This is a genomic window from Streptomyces sp. TSRI0281, from assembly GCF_001905125.1.
Taxonomy (GTDB): Bacteria; Actinomycetota; Actinomycetes; order Streptomycetales; family Streptomycetaceae; genus Streptomyces.
The window spans coordinates 1-20290 of sequence record NZ_LWLE01000010.1; the positions used below are offsets into that span (position 1 = coordinate 1).

Sequence of the window (20290 nt, forward strand, 5' to 3'; positions counted from 1 at the left end):
GAGGTGGGTCAGTTTTGATCCGCTGTCAGAGGGTCACGATTCACCCGTCGCCGACAAACGACCGTAGTAACGCAGGACACCGACAGCGCCCGCCTCTCACCGATCTCACGCACGCCGACTGCCCATCGAACGGCGAAGCAGCACGGGCGGCTGGTCAGCCGGTTGCCGGCGTGTCGGTGCCCCTGTCCAGACACATGCGGTTGGAAGGCCGGAAGGCACTCGTTCCCCCCGGCGGATCATGCCGAACAGCCTGTTCTCCGAGGGCGGCCCGGGTGTGAGCAGAGCAGAGTTCGGGGGCTGGTTCCGAGATGCGCGGGGATGATCTGTGGCTGCCTTGTGGCCGTCCCTGCGTCTACGGTGGTTGGCGCCGGGCGCCTGGTCGCGCCTCGCGGACGCGGGCCGATGAGATGACGCCCTTCCGTCCTTCCGCGCGTCACTGCCCCGCCCCCGCGTCGGGGACCAGGCGGATGGGCGGGCCGCGTCCGGGTTCCAGTCCCTGTTTTCGTCAGCCCCGGAGGCTCCCGGGACGACGCCGTCACGCCGCTCGCCCCGGGCGCCCCCGGCACCCGCACCCGATCGTCGAACGGTTCGCCCTGCGCGACGCGGCACAACAGGGATTGCCGCCCGCCGGGCTGCCCGCTGGGCACGACCGGAAATATCTGCCCTCGCTGCAAAGACAGCCTGAACAGAACGCCCGGAGTATGCCGGTGGGGGGCGGGGCCACAGCTCTCGGGCCGCAGTCGGCGGCTACGGCTTCGGTGCGGCGCGGCGGTATTCGGCGTTGATCCGCTGGGCTTCCTCCAACTGGTCTTCGAGGATGACGATGCGGCAGGCGGATTCGATGGCGGTGCCCTGGTCGACGAGCTCCCGGGCGCGGGCGGCGATGCGCAGCTGGTAGCGGGAGTAGCGGCGGTGGCCGCCTGCGGAGCGGAGTGGGGTGATGAGGCGGGCTTCGCCGATGGCGCGGAGGAAGCCCTGGGTGGTGCCGAGCATTTCGGCGGCCCGGCCCATGGTGTAGGCGGGGTAGTCGTCGTCGTCGAGTCGGCCGAACGAGTCGTCTGCTGTCATGTTACCTCTCTGTGGAACGCGCTGGAGGGGCCCGGGTGCCATGTGGCACCCGGGCCCCGAAGGAACTGCTACACCATCAGCCGGCCTTGATCGGCTACGCCGGCTCTGTGTTTCCGCATGCCCGCCGGGAAGAGGTCCGGGGGTTGCGGGGATCGCGGTTGCTTGACCGGAGACCACCTCACTATCGATGTCCTGCGGTACCCGGGCTCAAGACTTCCGCCCGGGCGATCCTGATGGCGCCTGGCTCCTCCGTTCTTCCCTCTGGGATCAATCACTTACCAACTGCTGGTACTGCTCTGTTGCGTACTGCTGGTGATGCGAACTGCTCCGTGGCCTGTGACAGCGCCACTCTCCGGCAGCCAGCCCCGTCGCCCGTCCTGCGTCTGCTCTGGCTTGGAACCCCACTGCCGAACCTCCCGGTGCGTACGCCCGCAGCCGACGCCTTCACCGAGGAACCGCTCCTGGTCCTGCTGCTGCGTGATGCCACTACGTGAACTGCTCACGGTGGCCCCTGATGACTGCGGGCCACCCGGTCCGGCCGTCAGTCCCGTCGCCATCCTGCAACTTCTCCGGCTCCGAAACTCCACCACCGCACCGCCCTGCTGGTGACCTGTGACAGCGCCACTCTCCGGCAGCCAGCCCCGTTGCCCGTCCTGCGTCTGCTCTGGCTTAGAACCCCACTGCCGAACCTCCCGATGCGCCCGCCCGCAGCCGACGCCTTCACCGAGGAACCACTCACTTCACTGCTGGATACCGCGCCCCGCACGTGCGGGTACTGCACTGACTGAACTGCGGTACTGCTCACGGCGGCCCCTGACTACCGCGGGCCACCCGGTCCGGCCGTCAGCCCCGTCGCCGTCCTGCAACCACCCTGGCTCCGGAACTCCACCACCGCACCGCCCTGCACACTGCAACTACGGGTACTGCTGCCCGGCAGTTCATCTCTGCCGGGCCCTGCCGTCTCTCTGGGCTACGAGAGAAACCATAACCACACCACCACCCGATGTCTACTCCAGCCACCACAGATATTGGCGTGCCCGGCAGGGAGGCAATCCACCTCGAACAGAGAGGGAAGGCGGGAGCAAACCGGGTTGACGGGCCGCAGCCCGGGCATAGGCCCTCAACAGGCAGGACCGGGCATTGACGATCCAGAGACCGGGGGACCTGATGGACACGATGAGCATCACCGCCGTAAACGTCCGCTCCGCGACATCCGTCGCCGGCGCACGCGAGGAGACCCCGGACCTCCTCGACGGGCTCGTACCGGCGATCGGAGCCGAGGCCGCCGACACCGTGGTCCTGGTCGTCTCGGAACTCGTCACCAACGCCCTGCGCCACGGCGGCGGCACCTGCACCCTGAACCTCACCGCACACCCCGACACCATCGAAGTCGCCGTGCACGACCCCAGCCCACACGCCCCACGCATGCGCACCCCCGACCGGACCGGCGGCACCGGAGGATTCGGCTGGCCCATGGTCAACCACCTCGCCCGCACCACCGCGATCACCCACCAGCCGGCCGGCGGCAAAACCGTCACCGCCCTCCTCCCCCGCTAGCACCAGAGCGCCCGCACCCCGGACGGGGGCGCCCAGCCGCAACCCACAGAGGGATACACGCGGCCAGAACCATCACCACCGCCCGGCGCCCACCCCACCCGCCCGGCCCCGGGCCGCGAGGACAGAAATCGCCTGACGGCACCCCCGCGGCAACCGCCCGAAGACCACAGACGATCCGAAGATCAACGCACGTACCGCTCGGCGACGTGGTCCGGGTGCTGTCGGCTCATGTGAGGGTGGCCAGGTGGTCGGCTTTGCCGCCACGCCATCCGTCACGCACCCGGCAGTAGTCGGGACCAGCGGGATCCTTCCCGAGAACGCCTGAAGATTCGCTGACGGCCGGTCAGGGCATCACGCAAGAGCAGGTCAGAGGCACAGCAGACGTGCCCTCACCAAGCGCCTCCTAAGCGCTTGGCCGCCCGTCCACGCGGCTGAAGAACGGGCGGCCTTCAGGCGGCCCCCCCTCCACCCCTCTTCCGCCTGCGGTTCGATGCCGTAGCGAGAGGAAGAGGCCGCCGGCCATCTAGGTTGACCATGTTCGCGCTCGGCCGCGGGCAGGCCACGGTCTCGGACCTGACGGCAAATCGTCAGGTCGCTCGGTTCGTTCTCGCTCCTGCGGCAGCGGCCGAAGTGGCCTGTGGGCTGGCCGCTTTGGACATCGGCGAAGTACTCGGCTGCCTGCCTGCGGACCACTTGGAAGCTGCCGAAACATGCGGATTCCGAGGGTTCAACGGACACCCGCACGAGTACCTCATCGAGCATGTTGGGCTGCGGCAGAGCTTCTATCTCATCGCCGGCCGACGTGGACTGGCAGTTCTGACCTGGACAGACTGAGCACGGTCCCAGGAGAGCGGTCAAGCGGCGGTGAGCCAGTCTCGATAAGCGTGGGCGAGGCCGTCGTCGCGGCGTGTGCCGCGTTCAATGCAGGAAATCACCGCAGGCCAGACGCCGAAGTGTTCGGCGACGGTGGTGAGGGTGATGTTCTTGGCCTGGCGCGCAGGCCGGAGGTCAGAGATGTCCGGGACACTGACCGGTGTGGTGAGGCAGCGGAAGATCTCCCGGGCGATCGCCCACTTGAGCAGGCGGATGATCTCCCTCTTCGTGCGTCCGGCGGCGGTCTGCCGGGCGACGCAGTCGCGGGTGCGGGCGTCGCTGGACATACGGACGAGAGCGATCCGGTAGAGAGCGGCGTTGGCCCTGCGGTCTCCGCCTCGGGAGAGACGGTGGCGGTTGGTCCTGCCGCTGGAGGCGGAGACGGGCGCGACGCCGCAGAGCGCCGCGAAGGATGCCTCGGTGCGCAGGCGGTCGGGGTTTCCTCCGGCGGTGACCAAAAGCTGGGCCGCGATGTCGGGGCCGACACCGAACGCGGCGCGCAGGCCGGGGTTGTGCTCGGTGGCGGCGGGACGCGCGGCCCGGCTGAGGTCGGAGGGCCGCCAAGGGCTGTCCCGTAATCCCTGGTGGATCAGCGCGAGGTACCGGGGATGCGGATGCGGATGCGGGTGCGGGTGCCCAGGCTCATGAGGGGCGCATCTCATTCATACGGAAATGACGGGTATTTCCTGGTCTGCATTTCCCTGTACACACCCTCGGCCCCCGCTTTCGGACCATCCTCCAGATGGCGGCGCATTTACCATGGAGATTCGCATTAAGCTTTGTAAATACGGGCTCAGTTCCTCTAACGTGTCGCACATGCAGTCCTACACCATCGGGCAGGCCGCTCGTCTGCTCGGCGTCAGCCCCGACACAGCCCGCCGCTGGGCGGATGCCGGACGGGTCGCGACCCACCGCGAGGAGAGCGGTCGCCGCCTCATCGACGGCCGGGACCTGGCCGCGTTCTCCATCGAAGTCGCCCAGGGGGGCACCGGTGAGGACGAGGTGTCCTACACCTCGGCCCGCAACGCCTTTCCCGGCATCGTCACCGCCGTCAAACTCGGCGACGTCGCGGCCCAGGTGGAGATCCAGGCCGGCCCGCACCGTCTCGTCTCGCTCCTGACCCGGGAAGCGGTCGAAGAGCTGGGGCTGGAGGTCGGCATGCAGGCCACCGCCCGCGTCAAGTCGACCAGCGTGCACATCGATCGCACCTGATCCACCGCTCCACCCAGCGGCGTCGCCCGTCCCCGGCGCGGCTCACCATCATCCGCTCGGGCAGCACGAGCCGACCGCGTCCCCAAGGAGTCCCCCCTTCATGTCCCTCACCTTCACCAGGCGGCGTACCGCGGCCGCGATCCTCACGGCCGCTCTGCTCGTTCCGCTGGCCGCCTGCGGCAGCGACGACGACAAGAAGGACTCGGGCGACAAGGCCACCTCCTCGGCCTCGGGCGCACCGAAGGCCGACCTGACGGTTCTGGCCGCCTCCTCGCTCACCGATGTCTTCAAGACGGCCGGTGCGGCCTACGAGAAGGAACACCCCGGAACCAGGGTGACGTTCTCCTTCGCCGGTTCGCAGGAACTCGCCGCCCAGGTCAAGCAGGGCGCACCTGCCGACGCCCTGGTCACCGCGGACACCAAGACGATGGACGGGCTGAAGTCCGACACCGGAGCGCCGACCGTCATCGCGAAGAACCGCCTGGTGATCGCCACGGGCAAGGGCAACCCGGAGAAGGTCGAGAACCTCAAGGACCTCGCGGACCCGAAGCTGAAGGTGGTACTCGCCGCGCCCGAGGTTCCGGTCGGGCGCTACAGCCAGCAGATCCTGGACGCACAGAAGATCGACGTGAAGCCGGTCTCCCAGGAGCCCAACGTCCGCGCCGTCCTCAGCAAGGTCGAACTCGGCGAGGCCGACGCCGGTCTCGTCTACAGGACGGACGCCGCCACGGCCACCGACAAGGTCGAGGCGATCGACATCCCGGACGCGCAGAACGCCGTCGCCTCCTACCCGGCCGCGACACTGAAGACCTCGAAGCACAGTGAGGCCGCGACCGCGTTCGTGGCGTGGCTGTCCACCCCCGAGGCCCAGAAGATCCTCGCCGCCGCCGGCTTCCAGAAGCCGTAACAGGCCACCGACCCGTGCGGGCGGCCCGGTTCGGGGGCCGGGCCGCCCGCACGGCACTTCGAGCATCAGGGACCTTCGATGAGACGCCTTCGCCACCGCGCCACCGGCCCCCGCGCACCGATAGCCCTGGCGATCCCCGCGCTGCTGGCCATCGCCTTCCTGCTGCTGCCGCTGATCGGGATCCTCGCCCGCACCTCATGGGCCGATCTGGGCGCTCACCTCACGAGTCCCGGGACGACCGAAGCGCTGAAGCTGTCCCTGATCGTCTCCGCCTGGGCGCTGGGCCTCTCCCTCGTCCTCGGTGTTCCCCTGGCCTGGCTGCTGGCCCGGGTCGACTTCCCCGGCAAGGCGTTCGTCCGGACCCTCGTGCTGCTGCCCATGGTGCTGCCGCCCACCGTCGGCGGTGTCGCCCTCCTGCTGGCCTTCGGCCGCCGCGGGCTGCTCGGGCCGTGGCTGGAGGACACGTTCGGCATCACGCTGCCCTTCCACACCTCCGGCGCCGTCCTCGCCGCGACGTTCGTCGCGATGCCGTTCCTGATCATCAGCCTCGAAGGAGCACTCGGCGGACTGCGCCCCCGTTACGAGGAGACCGCGGCCTCCCTGGGAGCCTCGCCGGTACGGGTGTTCCTCACCGTCACCCTGCCGATGGTCGCCCCCGGACTCGCCGCGGGCGCCGCCCTCACCTGGGCGCGCGCACTCGGCGAGTTCGGCGCGACCATCACCTTCGCGGGCAACCTCCCCGGCACCACCCAGACGCTGCCCCTCCAGGTCTACCTGCTGCTCCAGGACAACCCGGAAGCCGCCACCTCGGTCTCCCTGTTCCTCCTCGCCATCGCCATGGTCGTCCTCATCGCCCTGCGCGGACGCTGGACCGGCACCCCGGACAGGGCCGCGGCCCGGCCACACGTTCCGGCGGACGAATCCGGCTCCGCCCCGCAGGACACGTACGCCACCGCGGCGGTCGCGCCCCACCTCGACGGCGGCGGGGGGAACTGGCCGCTCCACGCCACGGTCACCGGATTCAACGACCTCACCCTCGATGCGGACGCCGGAACCACCATCGCCGTCGTCGGCCCCAACGGCGCCGGCAAGACCACCCTGCTGCGCGCCCTGCTCGGCCTCACCCCGCGCGCCCACGCCGAACTCCGGCTCGGCGACACCGACGTCACCGCGCTCCCCCCGCACCGCAGGGGCGTGGCCTGGGTGCCGCAGGACGGTGCTCTCTTTCCGCACATGAACGCGCTGGCCAACACCGCGTACGGGCTTCGTGCCCACGGTGTCCCGCGCGCCGAGGCCCGTCGCCACGCCCAGGAGTGGCTGGACCGTCTCGGCGTCGGTCATCTCGCGCACCGCAGACCGACGCAGATCTCCGGGGGCCAGGCCCAGCGCGTCGCACTCGCCCGTGCGCTGGCCGCCCGCCCCCGGCTGCTCGTGCTCGACGAACCGCTCGCCGCCCTCGACCAGACGACCCGCGCCCAGGTGCGGCACACCCTCCGCCGCCATCTCGACGGCTTCGGCGGCGTATGCCTGATCGTCACCCACGACCCCGTCGAGGCGATCGCACTCGCCGACCGGGTCCTCGTCCTGGACGACGGGCGCGCCCTCCAGGACGCCCCGCCCGCCGACGTCGCCCGCCACCCCCGCTCCCCCTGGGTCGCCCGCATGCTCGGCCGCAACGCCTGGCCCGGCACCGCCACCGACGACGGGCTCCGACTGCGGGGCGGAGGCCGCCTCATCCTCGCCGACCCCCTGCCGACGGGCACGCCCGCGCTCGCGGTCATCGCCCCGGAAGCCGTCTCCGTACACCGCGACAAGCCTACCGGCAGCCCCCGCAACGTCTGGTCCGGGACCGTACGGGAGATCACCGCCAGCGGGAGCCGGCTCCGGGTCCTGATCGTGTCGGACCGGACACCGGACCTCGTCGCCGAGATCACCCCGCAGTCCGCCGCCGAACTGGGCCTGGCCGACGGAGTACCGGTGTGGACGAGCGTGAAGGCCACCGAAGTCACCGCCGTGGCCCTCTGATCGGGCCCCGCACCCCGGAACTCGCCGCGGGGTGGCGACGCGGATGCGCCCGGCACACCTGCGGATCGCCCGCCGATCGGACGGAAGGACACATCATCCAGAACCGCATCCGTGGGGTGTTTGGTCGATGGAACGAGCATGTGCCATCCGGTTTACGAAATAGCCCTCGCGGACGCAGGACGAATGAGGGTGCGTCCGGTACCCGGAAGCGGAAGGAGCCGTGCATGACCACGGGCTCGAAGTGCGGTGACGGCAGCGCCCGGGACATCCGCGCCGGAGACATCCTTCCGGACCGTTCCGATCCCGCTGGACTGCACCGACGGCTTCGACGAGGCTTACTACGGTCGGCCCGAGATGCTTCTGGATCCCGCCGCCCGCCAGGCCTGCTCCGCGTGGAGCTTCGTCGACGACGAGGTGCGGGAACGCTCGACGTGACACTGCGCCGCGACCTGGCTTCCGGGGCCTGGGACCGGCGATTCGGTCACCTGCGTACGCGGCCGGCCTACGACGGTTCGCTCGTCATCGTGCGCGCAACCCGCCAGTGAGGAAGAGGAACAGCACCATGGGAGTACCCGACCGTATGGACGAGCAGGTGCGCGCCCTCGGCCTGGTGGAGGCACAGCGCAAGGCCGAGGCCCTGTTCGCCGAGGTCGAACAACGGGGCCTGGTGGCGCCCGGGGCGGGAGAACGGGAGGTCAGCGACCGGATCCGGGACCTCGCGAACGAGATGTTCGGCACCACGAAGCACTGGCACAAGCGGATCGTCCGATCGGGCCCGAACACGCTGTTCCCGTACAAGGAGAACCCCCCGGACCGGATCATCGGCGAGGACGACATCGCGTTCGCCGACTTCGGACCGATCTTCGAGGAGTACGAGGCGGACTTCGGCCGCACCTTCGTCTTCGGCGACGACCCGGACAAGCACCGGCTCCGCGACGACCTGGCCACCGTCTTCGCCGCGGGCCGGAGCGCCTTCCGGTCGGACCCGCACATCACCGGCCGCCTGCTGTACGCCGAAGTGGAACGCCTGGCCGCCGAGGCAGGCTGGGCCCTGGGCGGATGGCACGCGGGCCACCTGGTCGGCGAGTTCCCTCACGAGATGATCGACGGCGCGAAGACCGACTCCTATGTCACCCCGGACAACGGCCATCCGATCCGGCACACCGACCGGGCCGGATGGCGCTGCCACTGGATTCTGGAGATCCACCTCATCGACGAAGCGCACGGCTTCGGCGGTTTCTACGAGCAACTGTTGGACCTGGCGTAACTCCTGGGCGGTTACTCCTTACCGGAGCAGGGGTCGCAGCAGGAGGGGGCGCGTTCGACGCAGATGGTCACGGCGTCGGAGTTGTTCGTCGGGTCGGGGTCCTTCTCGTGGGCGGTGGCGGTGGCGGTGTTGGTGATCGAGCCGGGGGCGGTCGCCTTGGCCCGCAGCACGAGGGTGGCGCCGGCGCCGACGGCCAGGTCACCCACGGTCCACTGCCCGGTCGCCGGATCGTAGGTTCCCGAGGAGGACTTGGCGGACAGGAAGGTGAGATGGCCGGGGAGCCGGTCGGTGACGGTGACGCCGGTGGCCCGGTTCGGCCCGGTGTTCCGCACGGCGATCCGGTAGGTCACGGTCTGTCCCTCGGTGACCGTGGTCGCGTCGGCCGCTTTCACCACGGTCAGGTCGGCAGCCGGATTGACCTCCGTAACCGCCTCGTTGGACGTGGCGGTCAGCGGTTCGGGGCTCGGCCCGAGGCGGTTCTCGTAGGCGGCGGTGGCGCTGTTGATGACCCGCCGGCCACCTGCGGTCAGGCCGATGGTGACCCGGTACTCCACGGTGGTGCCGCCCGGCAGGGTCTCGGTGTTGGGCAGGCTGCCCGCCTGCGTACCGGAAGCGCCGTTTCCCAGGTGGAAGACCACCTTGTTGCCCTGGGCGTCGAAGGACGCCTGGTCATCGCCGGCCCGGTCGCTCTTCGGCCCGGCGTTGGGGCCGTCGACGATGCGCAGGGATCCGGGCAGGTACGTCGTACCTGGGGGAATGACATCGGTCAGGACGACCGCTTCGGCCGCGCCTCCGCCTTCGTTCCTGGCCGTGATGCGGTAGGTGAGGACGTCCCCCACCTCCAGCGGTCCCACGGGGATGGCGGTCTTGGTGAGCACCACATAGGGAGCGGTACCGAAGAAGACGCCGTCCAGGAAGTTCCCGATGCCCTGGTTTCCGCCGGCGGCGGAGATGGAACGGAACGCGAACCGGGTCAGCGTCTGGCCTGCCGGAACGATATAGGTGCCCGTGTAGTAGCCCCAGGCGCTGTTGCCGTCGGTGAAGCGCCGCTGCTCGACCGCGGAGCCCGGTGTGCCGATGTCCAGTGCCATGGTGTCCTGGCCCAGCCGTCCGCGGTGGTACAGCCTCCAGTACAGCTTCGAGCCGGGCGTGGTCGGCAGGTCCTGGTAGAGCGTGGCGACCTGGCGCGCGTTCAGCTCGGCGAACTGGGAGCCGTGCACGGCCGGCACGCCGTTGAAGCCGGAACGCCACAGCTCGATCGCGTGATCGGTCGAGGTGGTGCGCCAGCCCGGTACACGCTTGACTGCCTGCGTCTGTGACGCGTCCGGAAGAATCTCGAAGTCGGTGACGACGGGCTCTTCGAAACTTCCGTTGACCAGTGCGACCCGGAGCGGAGCCGGTGGAGGTGTGGTCACTGATTTCCCCTTGGTTCGGCGACGGTCGGCATCCTCCGCCGACCGGACCAGGGGTCTGAGCCTCGGCGGAGGTGTAACCACCGAAAGCACAACGCAATTCAAGGGATGCGGAAAGCAAATGCCCATGGATACGCGCCAATCCGGCACAGCCGGTTTACCGGACACATCCACCGGGGCCGACGGCACCACGTCCGCACCGGCCGCCATACGCACGTCACCCGGAACGCATGGGGCACACCTTTACCTGCCGCCACCCCTCGAACGGCCGAAAACAGTGACGTCGCCCCCCTTGTTCGCCTGCCGTGAGGGTGATGCGCTCCGCGGCGAGTTGACACCCTCGGCAGCCATTCCGCAGGCCTCCGTCCCCAGGTCCGCCGGGCAGAGAATCAGGCGTCCTTCTCCTCCGGCACGGTGTAGATGTTCTCCTCGATCCGGTCGATGAGCCCGCCCTCGAACCGGAAGTGCACCACCGCGTGCACCTCGCTGCGTGATCCGTCGGCCGTGACCAGGTGAAGCAGATACTGCAGGAGCACCTCGTCGGCGTCCCGGAACTGGCGGATCACGTCGAACCGCAGCGAATCGACCGTGGCCGCGAAGGAACCGAACTGTCGCAGCCGCTCGTCGATCGCCTGCTCACCCTGGCCGTCGTTCTGCCACACGGTGGCCTTGTCGGTGCACATCGCCCGGGCGTCGGCGAAGTCGTACGCCTCCAGACGCCGCAGAAACCGTATCGCCGTCTCGCTGATGTTCTGCTCCATAGCGAAGTCTCCTTTCCCTGTGTCTCGTCGAATGCGGGACAGCCGTCAGAGCAGGTCGAGCCGGCGCAGGTCGGTGACGTACTTGCGGATGAGGGCCGGTGACACATGGGGAATGTCCTGGGCGGGGCCGATCTTCGCGGCCCGCACGGCGGCGTGGAACCGTTCGGCGGGGACCGCCGAGCCCGGGACGCCTTCCTCGGGCCGGGCCAGGGCGTCCAGCAGGGGCAGCAGCGAGTGCTGGCGCTGCTTCTCCGGCAGGGCGCGGATCGCGGCGGCGATGCGGGCGAGCCAGGTGTCGTAGTCGTCGATCCGCTGGATCGGGTGGCCTGCCTCGGTGAGCCAGTCCACGAAGGTGTCCAGCGAGATGCCGTCGTCGTGCGGGTTCAGGACGTTGTAGGTCCGGTAGCCCTCGGTGGCCCGCGCGCCGAGCGAGGTGATGGCCTCGGCGGTGAAGTCGACCGGCAGGCCGCCGTAGTGCGCGCGCGTCCCGGTCCGGTAGAACGAGCCCGGTGCCACACCGGTGGCGACCAGGCTGAGCACCAGGCGGGTGAACATGTCGGGCACGTTCAACTGCCCCTGGTAGGTGCTGTGCGCGAGGATCATGTCCGAGCGGAGGGTCACGACCGGCAGGCCGCACAGGTCGTGTGCCTCCCGGAGCAGGACCTCGCCGGCCCACTTGCTGGTCGCGTACCCGTTGGCGTAACTCCGGTCGATCCGCCGCACCGGGCTGGTGGCGCGGATGTCGGCGTCCTCGTCCAGAGCCCCGGCCGCGGCGCCCGTCCGCACGGCGACGGTGGACACATAGGTGACGGGCTTGAGCCGCGTGGTGAGCGCCAGCCGGATCAGTTCGGCCGTGCCGACGACGTTGGGTCCGAACAACTGGTCGTAGGGCAGCACATGGTTGACCAGGGCAGCCGGGTGGACGATCAGGTCCACGGTGTCGGCCAGCGCGTTCCACGTGCCCTCGTCCAGGCCCAGGTGCGGTTCGCCGAGGTCTCCCGCGAGGACTTCCAGGGTTCCCTCGGCCAGCTCCCGGTAGCGCCGGAGCAGTTCGGCGTCGCCGCTGTCGAAGGCCCGCTCAAGCCGTTCCGCCGCGGTGGCCGCGTCGCTTCCCCGTACGACGCAGATCAGCTTGCCGCCCGCGGGTGCCAGCCGCTCCAGCCATTCCAGGCACAGGAACCGGCCGAGGTAGCCGTTGGCTCCGGTCAGCAGGACGGTCCGTACGGCACCGTCGGGGCGGGGCAGCGTCGGAGCGGCGGCGAGCGTCGCGGTGTCGACGAACTTCTCCAGGGTGAGGTCACCGGCGCGGACCTCGGAACTGTTGTCGCCGTGTACGGAGGCGAACGTCGGCCGGGTCGCCCCGGAGACGCGCTCCGCCTCGATGTATCTCGCCACCTGTGCCAGGTCGTTGGCCGGGCTGATGACCACCCCGACCGGAACCTCGACGCGGAAGATCTCCTTCATGAGGTGGGAGAAGGACAGCGCGGACAGGGAATCCCCGCCCAGGTCGGTGAAGTGCGCGTCGGCGCGCAGGTCCGTGTCCGGGCAGCCCAGCAGTGCCTGGGCTCCCCGGCCGACCGTTTCCAGCACCGGCCGGTCCGCCCCGGACCGGCGCAGCTCACGCAACTGGGTGATCTGCCCGTCGGCGAGTTCGGCGTACAACCGCTCAAGGGCCTCGCCGTAGCGCTCCTTGAGCCGGGGGCGCAGGAGTTTGTGGCTGTCGGCGAGCAGCCCGTTCCCGGCGCTGAAGGGTTCGGTCTCGATCAGGAAGTCGCGCGGGATCTCGTAGGAGTTGAGCTCGGCTTCCTTGGCGATCCGCTGGAGCGACTCGCTGAGCAGCGGCTTGAGCGACTCGATGTCCTCCCCGCCCCTGGCCAGCACGTCCGGGGTGGGCACCACCACCGCGAGGAGATGGGCGCGCTCGCTGTTGCCGTACACGAAGATCTGCCGGACGAGGGGGCTGCCGAGAAGGGCGGTCTCCACGCGGGAGACGGCCACGAACTCGCCCTGGGACAGCTTCAGGACGTCCTTGGTGCGGTCGACGTAGGCCAGCCGGTCGGGTCCGAGCTCGGCCATGATGTCGCCGGTCCGGTAGTAGCCGTCCTCGTCGAAGACCGCGGCGGTGGCCTCGGGCCGCTTGTAGTACCCGGGGATGATGGCGCCCGTCTTGAGCAGCAGTTCCCCGCGCGGATGCGGCAGGTCCGTTGCGAAGTAGCCCAGTTCCGGGACGTCGACCAGCTTGTAGTCGATCACCGGCGGGCGCTGCACCACCGAGTCGAGCAGCAGGCCGCCGGCTTCGGTGGAACCGAAACCGATGTAGAGGTGGATGTTCAGGCAGGACGCGACGAAGGCCGCGATCTCGGCGGACAGCGGTGCGGTCCCGACGAGTGCCTTGGTGACGCGCCCGCCCAGGAAGTTCTCCCGCAGGTCCGTCTTGACCGCCGTCTCAAGGTCGCCCGGCTCGCCGGCTCGCCGGTCCAGTTCGCTCTGGTACTGCTGGAAGAGCATGTCGCACACGCGCGGAACCATGGTCAGTTCCGTGGGGCGGACCAGCGCGATGTCCTCGAACAGGGTGGACAGATCACTCTTGGCGGTGAAGTAGCCGACACCGCCCCGGGCGAGCGAGCCCATCAGCGCGTAGCAGCCCGCCAGGTGGCTCTGCGGCATGTAGTGGATGCAGACCACGGGCCCGTCCGCCGCCCCGTAGGTGAACCCGTACCACGCGGTGCCGACCAGCCGCTGTGTGTACATGGCCCCCTTGGGGGTCCCGGTACTGCCGGAGGTGTAGATGAGCATGGCCAGCGGATCGTCGCCCGGCTCGGCGGTGAACAGGGGAGGGTGCGGCAGCCCGGCTCCGTCCTCGGTCACGGCGGCCAGCGTGTCGATGACCACCTGACTGCCGGCTTCGGCCAGGCGCCGCCGGGCGGATGCGAAGGCGTCGCGCTGGTCCTCGACGTCCGGGTGGTAGTCGAACACGAGCAGCCGCTCGATCGCGGTTCCCTCGATCACGGCTTCGACGGCGGTGTCCAGGCGCTCGATGCTCGCGGCGAGGACGCGCGGCTCGGTCTCCGCGATGATCGGCCGCAGTTGGGACAGCGGCGCGCTGGGCTGCAGGGGCACGGACACGACGCCCAGGTGGATGCACGCCAGGCTGAGTGTCGCGTAGTCGATGCTGGTGAAGCCCAGGACGCAGATCCGGTCACCCGCGGCCAACGGATAGTCCGGGTCGTGGTACCACTTGCCGGCGACCGCGCGGACGCGTGCCCACAGCTCGCGGAAGCTGACGGTGTCGAACCTCGGGAGCAGACGCGCCGTCGAGGGTTCCCTGGCGCGCTCGCCAAGGGCCGGCCGGTCCCCGTAGCCCTCCATGACGGTCGCCATGACCTCGGCGAGCCCCTTGTCCGGATCACGCACCGCCGCGGTGATCGCGTCCAGTGGTACGGCCATGAACAGCCCTCCCGTAGCGTCCCAGTGATGTCGGCGCGTCACGCATACGGACGTCGCCGAGCAGGTACATCGCATGTGCCGACCGAGTGTGAAGCCGTAGGTCATCGCTCACGGAGACCACGGTGCTGACGCGCGCCGCGTCGACACCGTGGCCCGTGGGACTCCTGAGGGGTCCTGCTACCAGGTGACCGGCAGCGCGGCCACCCCGCGGATGAGCCGTTCGGTCCGCCACGACATCTGGTCGACCGGCACCGCGAGGCGCAGGCCGGGCAGGCGGCGGATCAGGGTCTCCAGCACGATGCGCAGCTCCATCCTGGCCAACTGCGCGCCGAGGCAGTGGTGCACACCGTGCCCGAAGGTGAGGTGCGGAACGGCCCCCCGGTGGAAGTCGATCTCCTCGGGGTGGTCGAACACCTCGGGGTCCCGGTTGGCCAGTCCCAGCTCGGCGACCACCGCGTCCCCGGCGCGAACGATCTGCCCGCTCAGTTCCACGTCCTCGGTGGCGATGCGGGTGAAGCCCGCGGTCGCGCTGATCGGGATGATCCGGGAGAGTTCCTCCACCGCGTCCGGTATCAAGCCGGGATCGGCGACGAGGTCCTGCCAGAGATGGGGGTTGGTCAGCAGCGTGTAGACGAAGTTGCCGAGCTGGTTGGCGGTGGCCTCCTGCCCGGCGGACAGCAGACTGACCCCGAGGCTGACCAGGTCCTCCTCGGCGAGCAGGTCCTTTTCCTCCCGTACGGTGACCAGTTCGCCGAGCAGGTCGTCGGTGGGGTCGGCGCGGCGGATGGCGATCAGACCGGCGAGGTATTCGTTGAGATGGTCCCGGGCCTGCGCGGACTGGGCCGGATCGGACAGCATCAGCAGGCCGTCGACCCAGTCGTTGAACCGGTCGCGGTCGGCGACGGGTACGCCGAGCAGTTCGCAGATCACCGTGATCGGCAGCGGCCAGGTCAGCGTCCTGGTGAGATCGGCGGACGGTCCGGCGGCGATCATGGTGTCGACCAGACCGTCCACGATCTGCTGGGCGCGCGGGCGCAGCGCTTCGATACGGCGCACGGTGAAGGCGTTGGCCACCCGGCGCCGCAGCCGGCTGTGCTCGGGCGGGTCCATGCTCAGCATGGAGGTGCTGGGCAGACCGACGGCCACCGTGCGGGGCACGTGATCGCCCACGGCGGCGGCCCGGCTGAACCGGGGGTCGGCCAGTACCACCTTGACGTCCGCGTGCCGCGTGACCAGCCAGGCGTCGCCGCCGAAGGGCAGGCTCACGCGCAGTACCGGCTGCTCGCCGCAGATCTCGGCCAGCTTCGGGTCCACGTCGAGTCGGTCGATCGGACCGAACGGGTAGGCCCGAACCCCTTCCCCTGTCGCGGTCATCGTGTCAGTCCTTCCAGTCCTGGCAAACGGTTACCGATGAATGCGTGGTGATGGCCCAACTGAGTTCGTGGTTCTGATGGTTCGTCGAGGGCGACCACTTCGCCTCAGGTCACAGGGCGGCGATCCGCCCGCCGTCGATGACGAGAGTGCTGCCGGTGATCCACGAAGCGCGCGGGGAGACCAGGAAGCCGACCGCATCGGCGATGTCCTGCGGCCGGCCGAGCCGGCCGAGCGGAATTTCATCGGCCCAATCGGCCGCATCCGCATCCGTGTCGCTGCCGAGATAATCAACAATCCTGTCGCGCGCCTCGTCCGCTCCCGGTGTCATCACATTCCCCAGGGAGAGCGCGACAACACGGATACCTTGCGGTGCCAACTCGGCCGCGAGGCCCTTGCTGTACGTCTCAAGTGCGGACTTGGCGGCAGCATAATGCAGGATCATCGGGTAGGAAGAAATCGTGGCGATGGACGAGACATGTACGACGACCCCGCCCCCGCTCGCACGCATGGAGGGAACGAGTGCGGAATTGATCCGGACGGCGGCGAGAAAATTGATGTCCATCGTGTACTGCCAGTCGTTCTCGATGTCCAGCGCACTCTGAAAGGCGCGGCATCCACCCGCATTATTGACGATGATGTCCACTCCGCCGAGCGAGTCCAGCGCGACATCCGCGAACGCGCGCACGCCTTCGGGGGTACTGAGGTCGGCTTTCACGAACGTGGCTTCGGACGGGGTGTCTGCCGTGGCGCTACGGGCGGAGGTGACAACGCTGGCGCCGGCGTCGAGCAAGTTCCGCACGATGGCCGCACCGATCCCGCGGCTTCCGCCGGTGACCACGACTCGCTTACCTTCCACATCTTTGGGAATCTGTGCGGCGAGGCGATTCTGACTCATCCTGGATTCCACCCCCCTTCCCTGTCCCAACAATCCTGTCCGCGACATACATAGACCGGCAAGAAGAAACAATTCTCGGTTGCGATTCAGAATGGGAGTTCATTCCAGTCGATCATGGCGACGCGGAATCACTTGAACCACTATCAATGATCTCGCTGACATGGTCAAGCTGATTATGTCGATGCATTGGATCGCCTCATGCGATCCAATGGCCGATTAACACCTGTGCCCCATCATTGGCGACTGGACGTGACGATCAGCAGGACCGATAATCATGGACTACCGGCGTGCGGCCACAACGCTTTCCGCACAGCGGAAGGCGATTTTCCAGTTGGGAAAACAGGCGCACTCGGAATGTCTATGCAAGTTGTGCCGACAACTCGGGAGGAACAATGGCCAGCCTGGGCGAGCCGTTCACCGTGGGCGATCTCGTGCTTCCCAACCGCATCGTGATGGCCCCGATGACCAGAATGCAGTCCCCCGGCGGCGTGCCGGGCCCGGACGTCGCGGAGTACTACGCCCGCCGGGCGGCCAACCAGATCGGGCTGATCATCACCGAGGGCACCTATATCAACCGCGCCGCCGCCGGCGCGTACGAGGACGTTCCCCACTTCTACGGTGAGGAGCCCCTCGCCGGCTGGGCGCACGTGGTGCGGCGGGTGCACCAGTCCGGCGGCAAGATCATTCCGCAGCTGTGGCACACCGGGGTGGTGCGCACCGTTACCGAGCCGCCCGCCGAGGGGCCGTCCGGGCTCGGGCTGGACGGTGCCCCGACGGGGAGAGTCATGACCCAGAAGGACATCGATGACACGGTGGCCGCCTTCGCGGAGGCCGCCGCGGAGGCCGAGCGGCTCGGGTTCGACGGCATCGAACTGCACGGCGCGCACGGCTACTTGATCGACGACTTCCTGTGGAGCGGTACCAACCGGCGTACGGACCGCTACGGCGGCGCCGCGGCCTCCCGCGCCCGCTTCGGATCCGAGATCGTGCAGGCGATCCGCGCCGTCGTCAGTCCGGGATTCCCGGTCTTCTTCCGGCTCTCCCAGTGGAAGGTCGGCAGATACGAGGCCCGGACCGCGGAAAATCCGGACGAGCTGGCGCAGTTGCTGACCCCGCTGGCCGACGCCGGTGTCGACGCGTTCCACGCCTCCACGCGCCGCTACTGGCAGCCCGAGTTCGACGGCAGCGGCCTCAACCTGGCCGGCTGGGTGCGCAAGCTCAGCGGCAAGGCCACCGTGACGGTCGGCTCGGTCGGCCTGAACCAGCAGTACGGCGAGGGCGACTTCGCCCAGGGCTTCACCACGAAGGCGGGTGTGACCGGCATCGACGAGCTGGTGGCCCGTCTGGGGCGCGACGAGTTCGACCTCGTCGCGGTGGGCAGGACGTTGCTGGCCAACCCGGACTGGGCGGTCAAGACGCTGCGCGGCGAGCCGGCCCCGACCGCCCCCTACGACCCCGCCGTGCTCAACTCCCTGGTCTGACGGCGGCCCTCGTACGGGTGGTGCTCGCCGTGGCGGCCGACGCCGGGTTCGTCATGATGACGGAGGACGAACCCGGCTCGGTGGTGCTGGCGGACTCATGGCCGAAGGCGCCTTCCAGGAAGCTCGGAAGCGACCGCAATACTCTCTACTGCGCACCCAGCTCATTCTCGATGACCGAATGCCACTGGCCCATCATGCGTTGCGCCGTGGCTTCGTCGAATACGTTCGCATCATATTTGAGAAACACCTTGTACCCTTCGCCCTCCCGATAGAACTCCATCGAAAGCACATACTCTCCGGCGTAGGGCAGGTCGTCGAACATCCGCAGGTCCAACTCGCCCCGGCCGGACGGGGCATCGTTGGTGAGCAGGTCGGCGCCGTCGAAGTTCTGGAACAGGAAGTTCGTCAGTACCAGCGGTTCGTGCTCCGCTCCCAGCGCGCGGGTGATCTCCCGCAGTGGATAGGCGCCGTGCTCGATACCGGCGACCACCTTGCGCTGCAGGGATCTGAGCAGCTCGGGAAAGGTGCCGGTGGCCTCGCAGCGGATGGGCAGGCAGTTCACGAACTGGCCGACCACGTCCTTGAACCGCTCCTCGTAGCGGGCGGCCGCGGTCAGGCCGAGGATCAGGTCGCTCTGCCCGGTCAGCCGGTGCAGGAACCGCACATGCGTCGCGAACAGCACCGTGGCGACACTGACCCGGTGTTCCCTCGCCCTGTCGGCGAGTGCGGTGACCAGCGTCGGCGACAGCTTGATCATCGCCACGTCCACGCGGGGCATGCGCTTCGGGTCGTAGGGACGGTCGTACGGCAGCGCGAGCGTCGTACGCGGTCCTGCCAGCTCACGGACCCAGTGGTCCCGGTGCCGCTGCGCCCGTCGGCCGCCGAGCATCGCCTCCTCCCAGGCGACGAAGTCGCCGTAGGTGGCTCGGCTCAGGCTTCCCCCGCCCCGGTAGGCGTCCTTGAGCGTGCGGATCAGGACCGCCGTCGACGTACCGTCCATCAGGATGTGGTGCACGGTGATCATCAGAAGGCGACGCCGCCCGGCAAGGGAAACCAGGTGTGTCCGGACCAGCGGGCCGGTTGCCAGATCGAACGGGACGTCGACCAGCGCCCGCAGCTCGGCCAGTTGCCCGACGCGTGAGGTGGCCACGAGGCCGACCCGGTCGAACGACGGGGCCCTGGCCGGGTCGATGTCCATGTACGGCACGCCGTCCCGCTCGCCGAAGACCGCGCTCAGCACGGGGTGGATCTCCGTCTGGGCGCGGATGGCCCGTTCCAGGGCCGCTTCGTCCAGGCTGCCGTGGATCTCGAAGAGGATCGGGAGGTTGAAGGCGGTCGGCTCCGGCCAGCGCTGCTGGTCCCGGTACATGGTCAGTTGACCGCGCGAGAGGTTCCACCGTTGGTTCCACCGTTCGCCCGCCGTGCCCGTGAGGAGGCGGGGGCGCGGGCCGTCGATGGATTCGCTGTCGCGAGGCGGGGTGACGGAGAGGGCGTCGCCGGAGTCCTCGCGCGGGGCACCGGTGAGCTGGAGAGCGAACGGGTACGTCGGCAGCGACACGACCCGGCGGGGCTCGCCCCGGTGCAGGCGCTCCCAGTCCACCTCGACGCCGGACGCCCACAGTGCCGCGAGGCTGGACAGCCTGCCGGCGGCGATCCACCGCTGTACCAGCAGTTCCGGCAGAGCGCTGTCGCCGGTGATCTGCGCGAGCAGACCGCCGGAAGCCTCGACGGTGCCCCGGCGTCCCCGGCCCGTACGCAGGCTGGTCCGCAGTTCCGCGGTCGACGACACCACGACCGCGTACCGCTCGGTCATCGCCGTCCGTCCGGCCTGGAGCGTGAAGGCCAGGTCGGCGAGGTCGGTGTCGGGGTGACGGTCGAGGAACCCGGCCAGCCGGTCGACGGACGCCGTGAGCTGTTCGGGCGTGCCCGCCGAGAGGACGACGACCTGCTCGGCACCGCTCTTCGTACCGTAAGTGGGCTGCACGGGACACTCCTCGACGGTCACATGGAT

At 69.1% G+C, this 20290-nt stretch carries 16 protein-coding genes; 8 read left to right on the forward strand and 8 right to left on the reverse strand.

Translation table 11 applies throughout. From position 1 onward, the window contains the following. Positions 1-747: 747 nt before the first annotated feature. Positions 748-1068: a MerR family transcriptional regulator gene (locus tag A6A29_RS16395; protein WP_073720827.1), complete on the reverse strand. Its 321-nt coding sequence runs from the start codon at positions 1066-1068 to the stop codon at positions 748-750. 1167 nt (positions 1069-2235) lie between these two features. Here A6A29_RS16395 and A6A29_RS16400 point away from each other — a divergent pair. Further along, positions 2236-2625, forward strand: a complete 390-nt coding sequence (locus A6A29_RS16400; RefSeq protein WP_073720828.1) for an ATP-binding protein — start codon at positions 2236-2238, stop codon at positions 2623-2625. A 534-nt stretch (positions 2626-3159) separates the two neighbouring features. Beyond that, positions 3160-3459, forward strand: a complete 300-nt coding sequence (locus A6A29_RS44770) for a hypothetical protein (RefSeq protein WP_143196994.1) — start codon at positions 3160-3162, stop codon at positions 3457-3459. 20 nt (positions 3460-3479) lie between these two features. Here the strand turns inward: A6A29_RS44770 and A6A29_RS48070 are convergent, their stop codons facing one another. Then, on the reverse strand, positions 3480-4160 hold the full coding sequence (locus A6A29_RS48070; RefSeq protein WP_198953096.1) for a transposase: 681 nt from the start codon (positions 4158-4160) through the stop codon (positions 3480-3482). Positions 4161-4314: 154 nt separating this feature from the next. Here A6A29_RS48070 and A6A29_RS16410 point away from each other — a divergent pair, with 154 nt between their 5' ends. The 5 genes from A6A29_RS16410 to A6A29_RS16430 all read left to right on the forward strand — a co-directional run bounded on the left by A6A29_RS16410 (position 4315) and on the right by A6A29_RS16430 (position 8909). After that, complete coding sequence (locus A6A29_RS16410; RefSeq protein WP_073720829.1) at positions 4315-4710, forward strand: TOBE domain-containing protein; 396 nt, start codon at positions 4315-4317, stop codon at positions 4708-4710. A gap of 100 nt (positions 4711-4810) precedes the next feature. Then, positions 4811-5617 (forward strand): molybdate ABC transporter substrate-binding protein, encoded by an 807-nt coding sequence (modA, locus tag A6A29_RS16415; RefSeq protein ID WP_073720830.1) that lies wholly within the window; start codon positions 4811-4813, stop codon positions 5615-5617. A 78-nt stretch (positions 5618-5695) separates the two neighbouring features. Beyond that, positions 5696-7642: an ABC transporter permease gene (locus A6A29_RS16420; RefSeq protein WP_073720831.1), complete on the forward strand. Its 1947-nt coding sequence runs from the start codon at positions 5696-5698 to the stop codon at positions 7640-7642. 246 nt (positions 7643-7888) lie between these two features. Further along, the gene (locus tag A6A29_RS46590) at positions 7889-8077 is read left to right on the forward strand and encodes a hypothetical protein (protein ID WP_241838518.1); all 189 of its coding nucleotides are present in this window, start codon (positions 7889-7891) and stop codon (positions 8075-8077) included. Positions 8078-8204: 127 nt separating this feature from the next. Continuing rightward, entirely contained in the window at positions 8205-8909 is a 705-nt protein-coding gene (locus tag A6A29_RS16430) for a M24 family metallopeptidase (RefSeq protein WP_073720832.1), read from the forward strand. A gap of 11 nt (positions 8910-8920) precedes the next feature. Here the strand turns inward: A6A29_RS16430 and A6A29_RS16435 are convergent, their stop codons facing one another. From A6A29_RS16435 to A6A29_RS16455, 5 genes are all read right to left on the reverse strand, one after another. Next, the gene (locus tag A6A29_RS16435) at positions 8921-10324 is read right to left on the reverse strand and encodes a DUF7507 domain-containing protein (protein WP_241838519.1); all 1404 of its coding nucleotides are present in this window, start codon (positions 10322-10324) and stop codon (positions 8921-8923) included. A gap of 386 nt (positions 10325-10710) precedes the next feature. Then, complete coding sequence (locus A6A29_RS16440) at positions 10711-11082, reverse strand: nuclear transport factor 2 family protein (protein ID WP_073720833.1); 372 nt, start codon at positions 11080-11082, stop codon at positions 10711-10713. 45 nt (positions 11083-11127) lie between these two features. Continuing rightward, entirely contained in the window at positions 11128-14529 is a 3402-nt protein-coding gene (car, locus tag A6A29_RS16445) for a carboxylic acid reductase (protein WP_073720834.1), read from the reverse strand. A gap of 177 nt (positions 14530-14706) precedes the next feature. Next, complete coding sequence (locus A6A29_RS16450; RefSeq protein ID WP_073720835.1) at positions 14707-15903, reverse strand: cytochrome P450; 1197 nt, start codon at positions 15901-15903, stop codon at positions 14707-14709. A gap of 109 nt (positions 15904-16012) precedes the next feature. Next, positions 16013-16798: an SDR family oxidoreductase gene (locus A6A29_RS16455; protein ID WP_073720836.1), complete on the reverse strand. Its 786-nt coding sequence runs from the start codon at positions 16796-16798 to the stop codon at positions 16013-16015. A gap of 392 nt (positions 16799-17190) precedes the next feature. Between A6A29_RS16455 and A6A29_RS16460 the strand changes: the two genes are divergently transcribed. After that, positions 17191-18279, forward strand: coding sequence for an NADH:flavin oxidoreductase (locus tag A6A29_RS16460; RefSeq protein WP_073720837.1), 1089 nt, complete (start codon positions 17191-17193; stop codon positions 18277-18279). A 145-nt stretch (positions 18280-18424) separates the two neighbouring features. On the opposite strand, the gene A6A29_RS16465 is transcribed toward A6A29_RS16460, so the two are convergent. Next, entirely contained in the window at positions 18425-20263 is a 1839-nt protein-coding gene (locus tag A6A29_RS16465; RefSeq protein ID WP_143196995.1) for a condensation domain-containing protein, read from the reverse strand. Positions 20264-20290: the final 27 nt, after the last annotated feature.

Excerpts from the sequence above, each read along its gene's own strand:
- A6A29_RS16410 (WP_073720829.1), top strand. The coding sequence starts at position 4,315 with ATGCAGTCCTACACCATCGGGCAGGCCGCTCGTCTGCTCGGCGTCAGC.
- A6A29_RS16420 (WP_073720831.1), top strand. The coding sequence starts at position 5,696 with ATGAGACGCCTTCGCCACCGCGCCACCGGCCCCCGCGCACCGATAGCC.
- A6A29_RS16395 (WP_073720827.1), bottom strand. The coding sequence starts at position 1,068 with ATGACAGCAGACGACTCGTTCGGCCGACTCGACGACGACGACTACCCC.
- A6A29_RS48070 (WP_198953096.1), bottom strand. The coding sequence starts at position 4,160 with ATGAGATGCGCCCCTCATGAGCCTGGGCACCCGCACCCGCATCCGCAT.
- A6A29_RS16400 (WP_073720828.1), top strand. The coding sequence starts at position 2,236 with ATGGACACGATGAGCATCACCGCCGTAAACGTCCGCTCCGCGACATCC.
- A6A29_RS16430 (WP_073720832.1), top strand. The coding sequence starts at position 8,205 with ATGGGAGTACCCGACCGTATGGACGAGCAGGTGCGCGCCCTCGGCCTG.
- A6A29_RS16450 (WP_073720835.1), bottom strand. The coding sequence starts at position 15,903 with ATGACCGCGACAGGGGAAGGGGTTCGGGCCTACCCGTTCGGTCCGATC.
- car (WP_073720834.1), bottom strand. The coding sequence starts at position 14,529 with ATGGCCGTACCACTGGACGCGATCACCGCGGCGGTGCGTGATCCGGAC.
- A6A29_RS16455 (WP_073720836.1), bottom strand. The coding sequence starts at position 16,798 with ATGAGTCAGAATCGCCTCGCCGCACAGATTCCCAAAGATGTGGAAGGT.
- modA (WP_073720830.1), top strand. The coding sequence starts at position 4,811 with ATGTCCCTCACCTTCACCAGGCGGCGTACCGCGGCCGCGATCCTCACG.
- A6A29_RS16460 (WP_073720837.1), top strand. The coding sequence starts at position 17,191 with ATGGCCAGCCTGGGCGAGCCGTTCACCGTGGGCGATCTCGTGCTTCCC.
- A6A29_RS44770 (WP_143196994.1), top strand. The coding sequence starts at position 3,160 with ATGTTCGCGCTCGGCCGCGGGCAGGCCACGGTCTCGGACCTGACGGCA.
- A6A29_RS16440 (WP_073720833.1), bottom strand. The coding sequence starts at position 11,082 with ATGGAGCAGAACATCAGCGAGACGGCGATACGGTTTCTGCGGCGTCTG.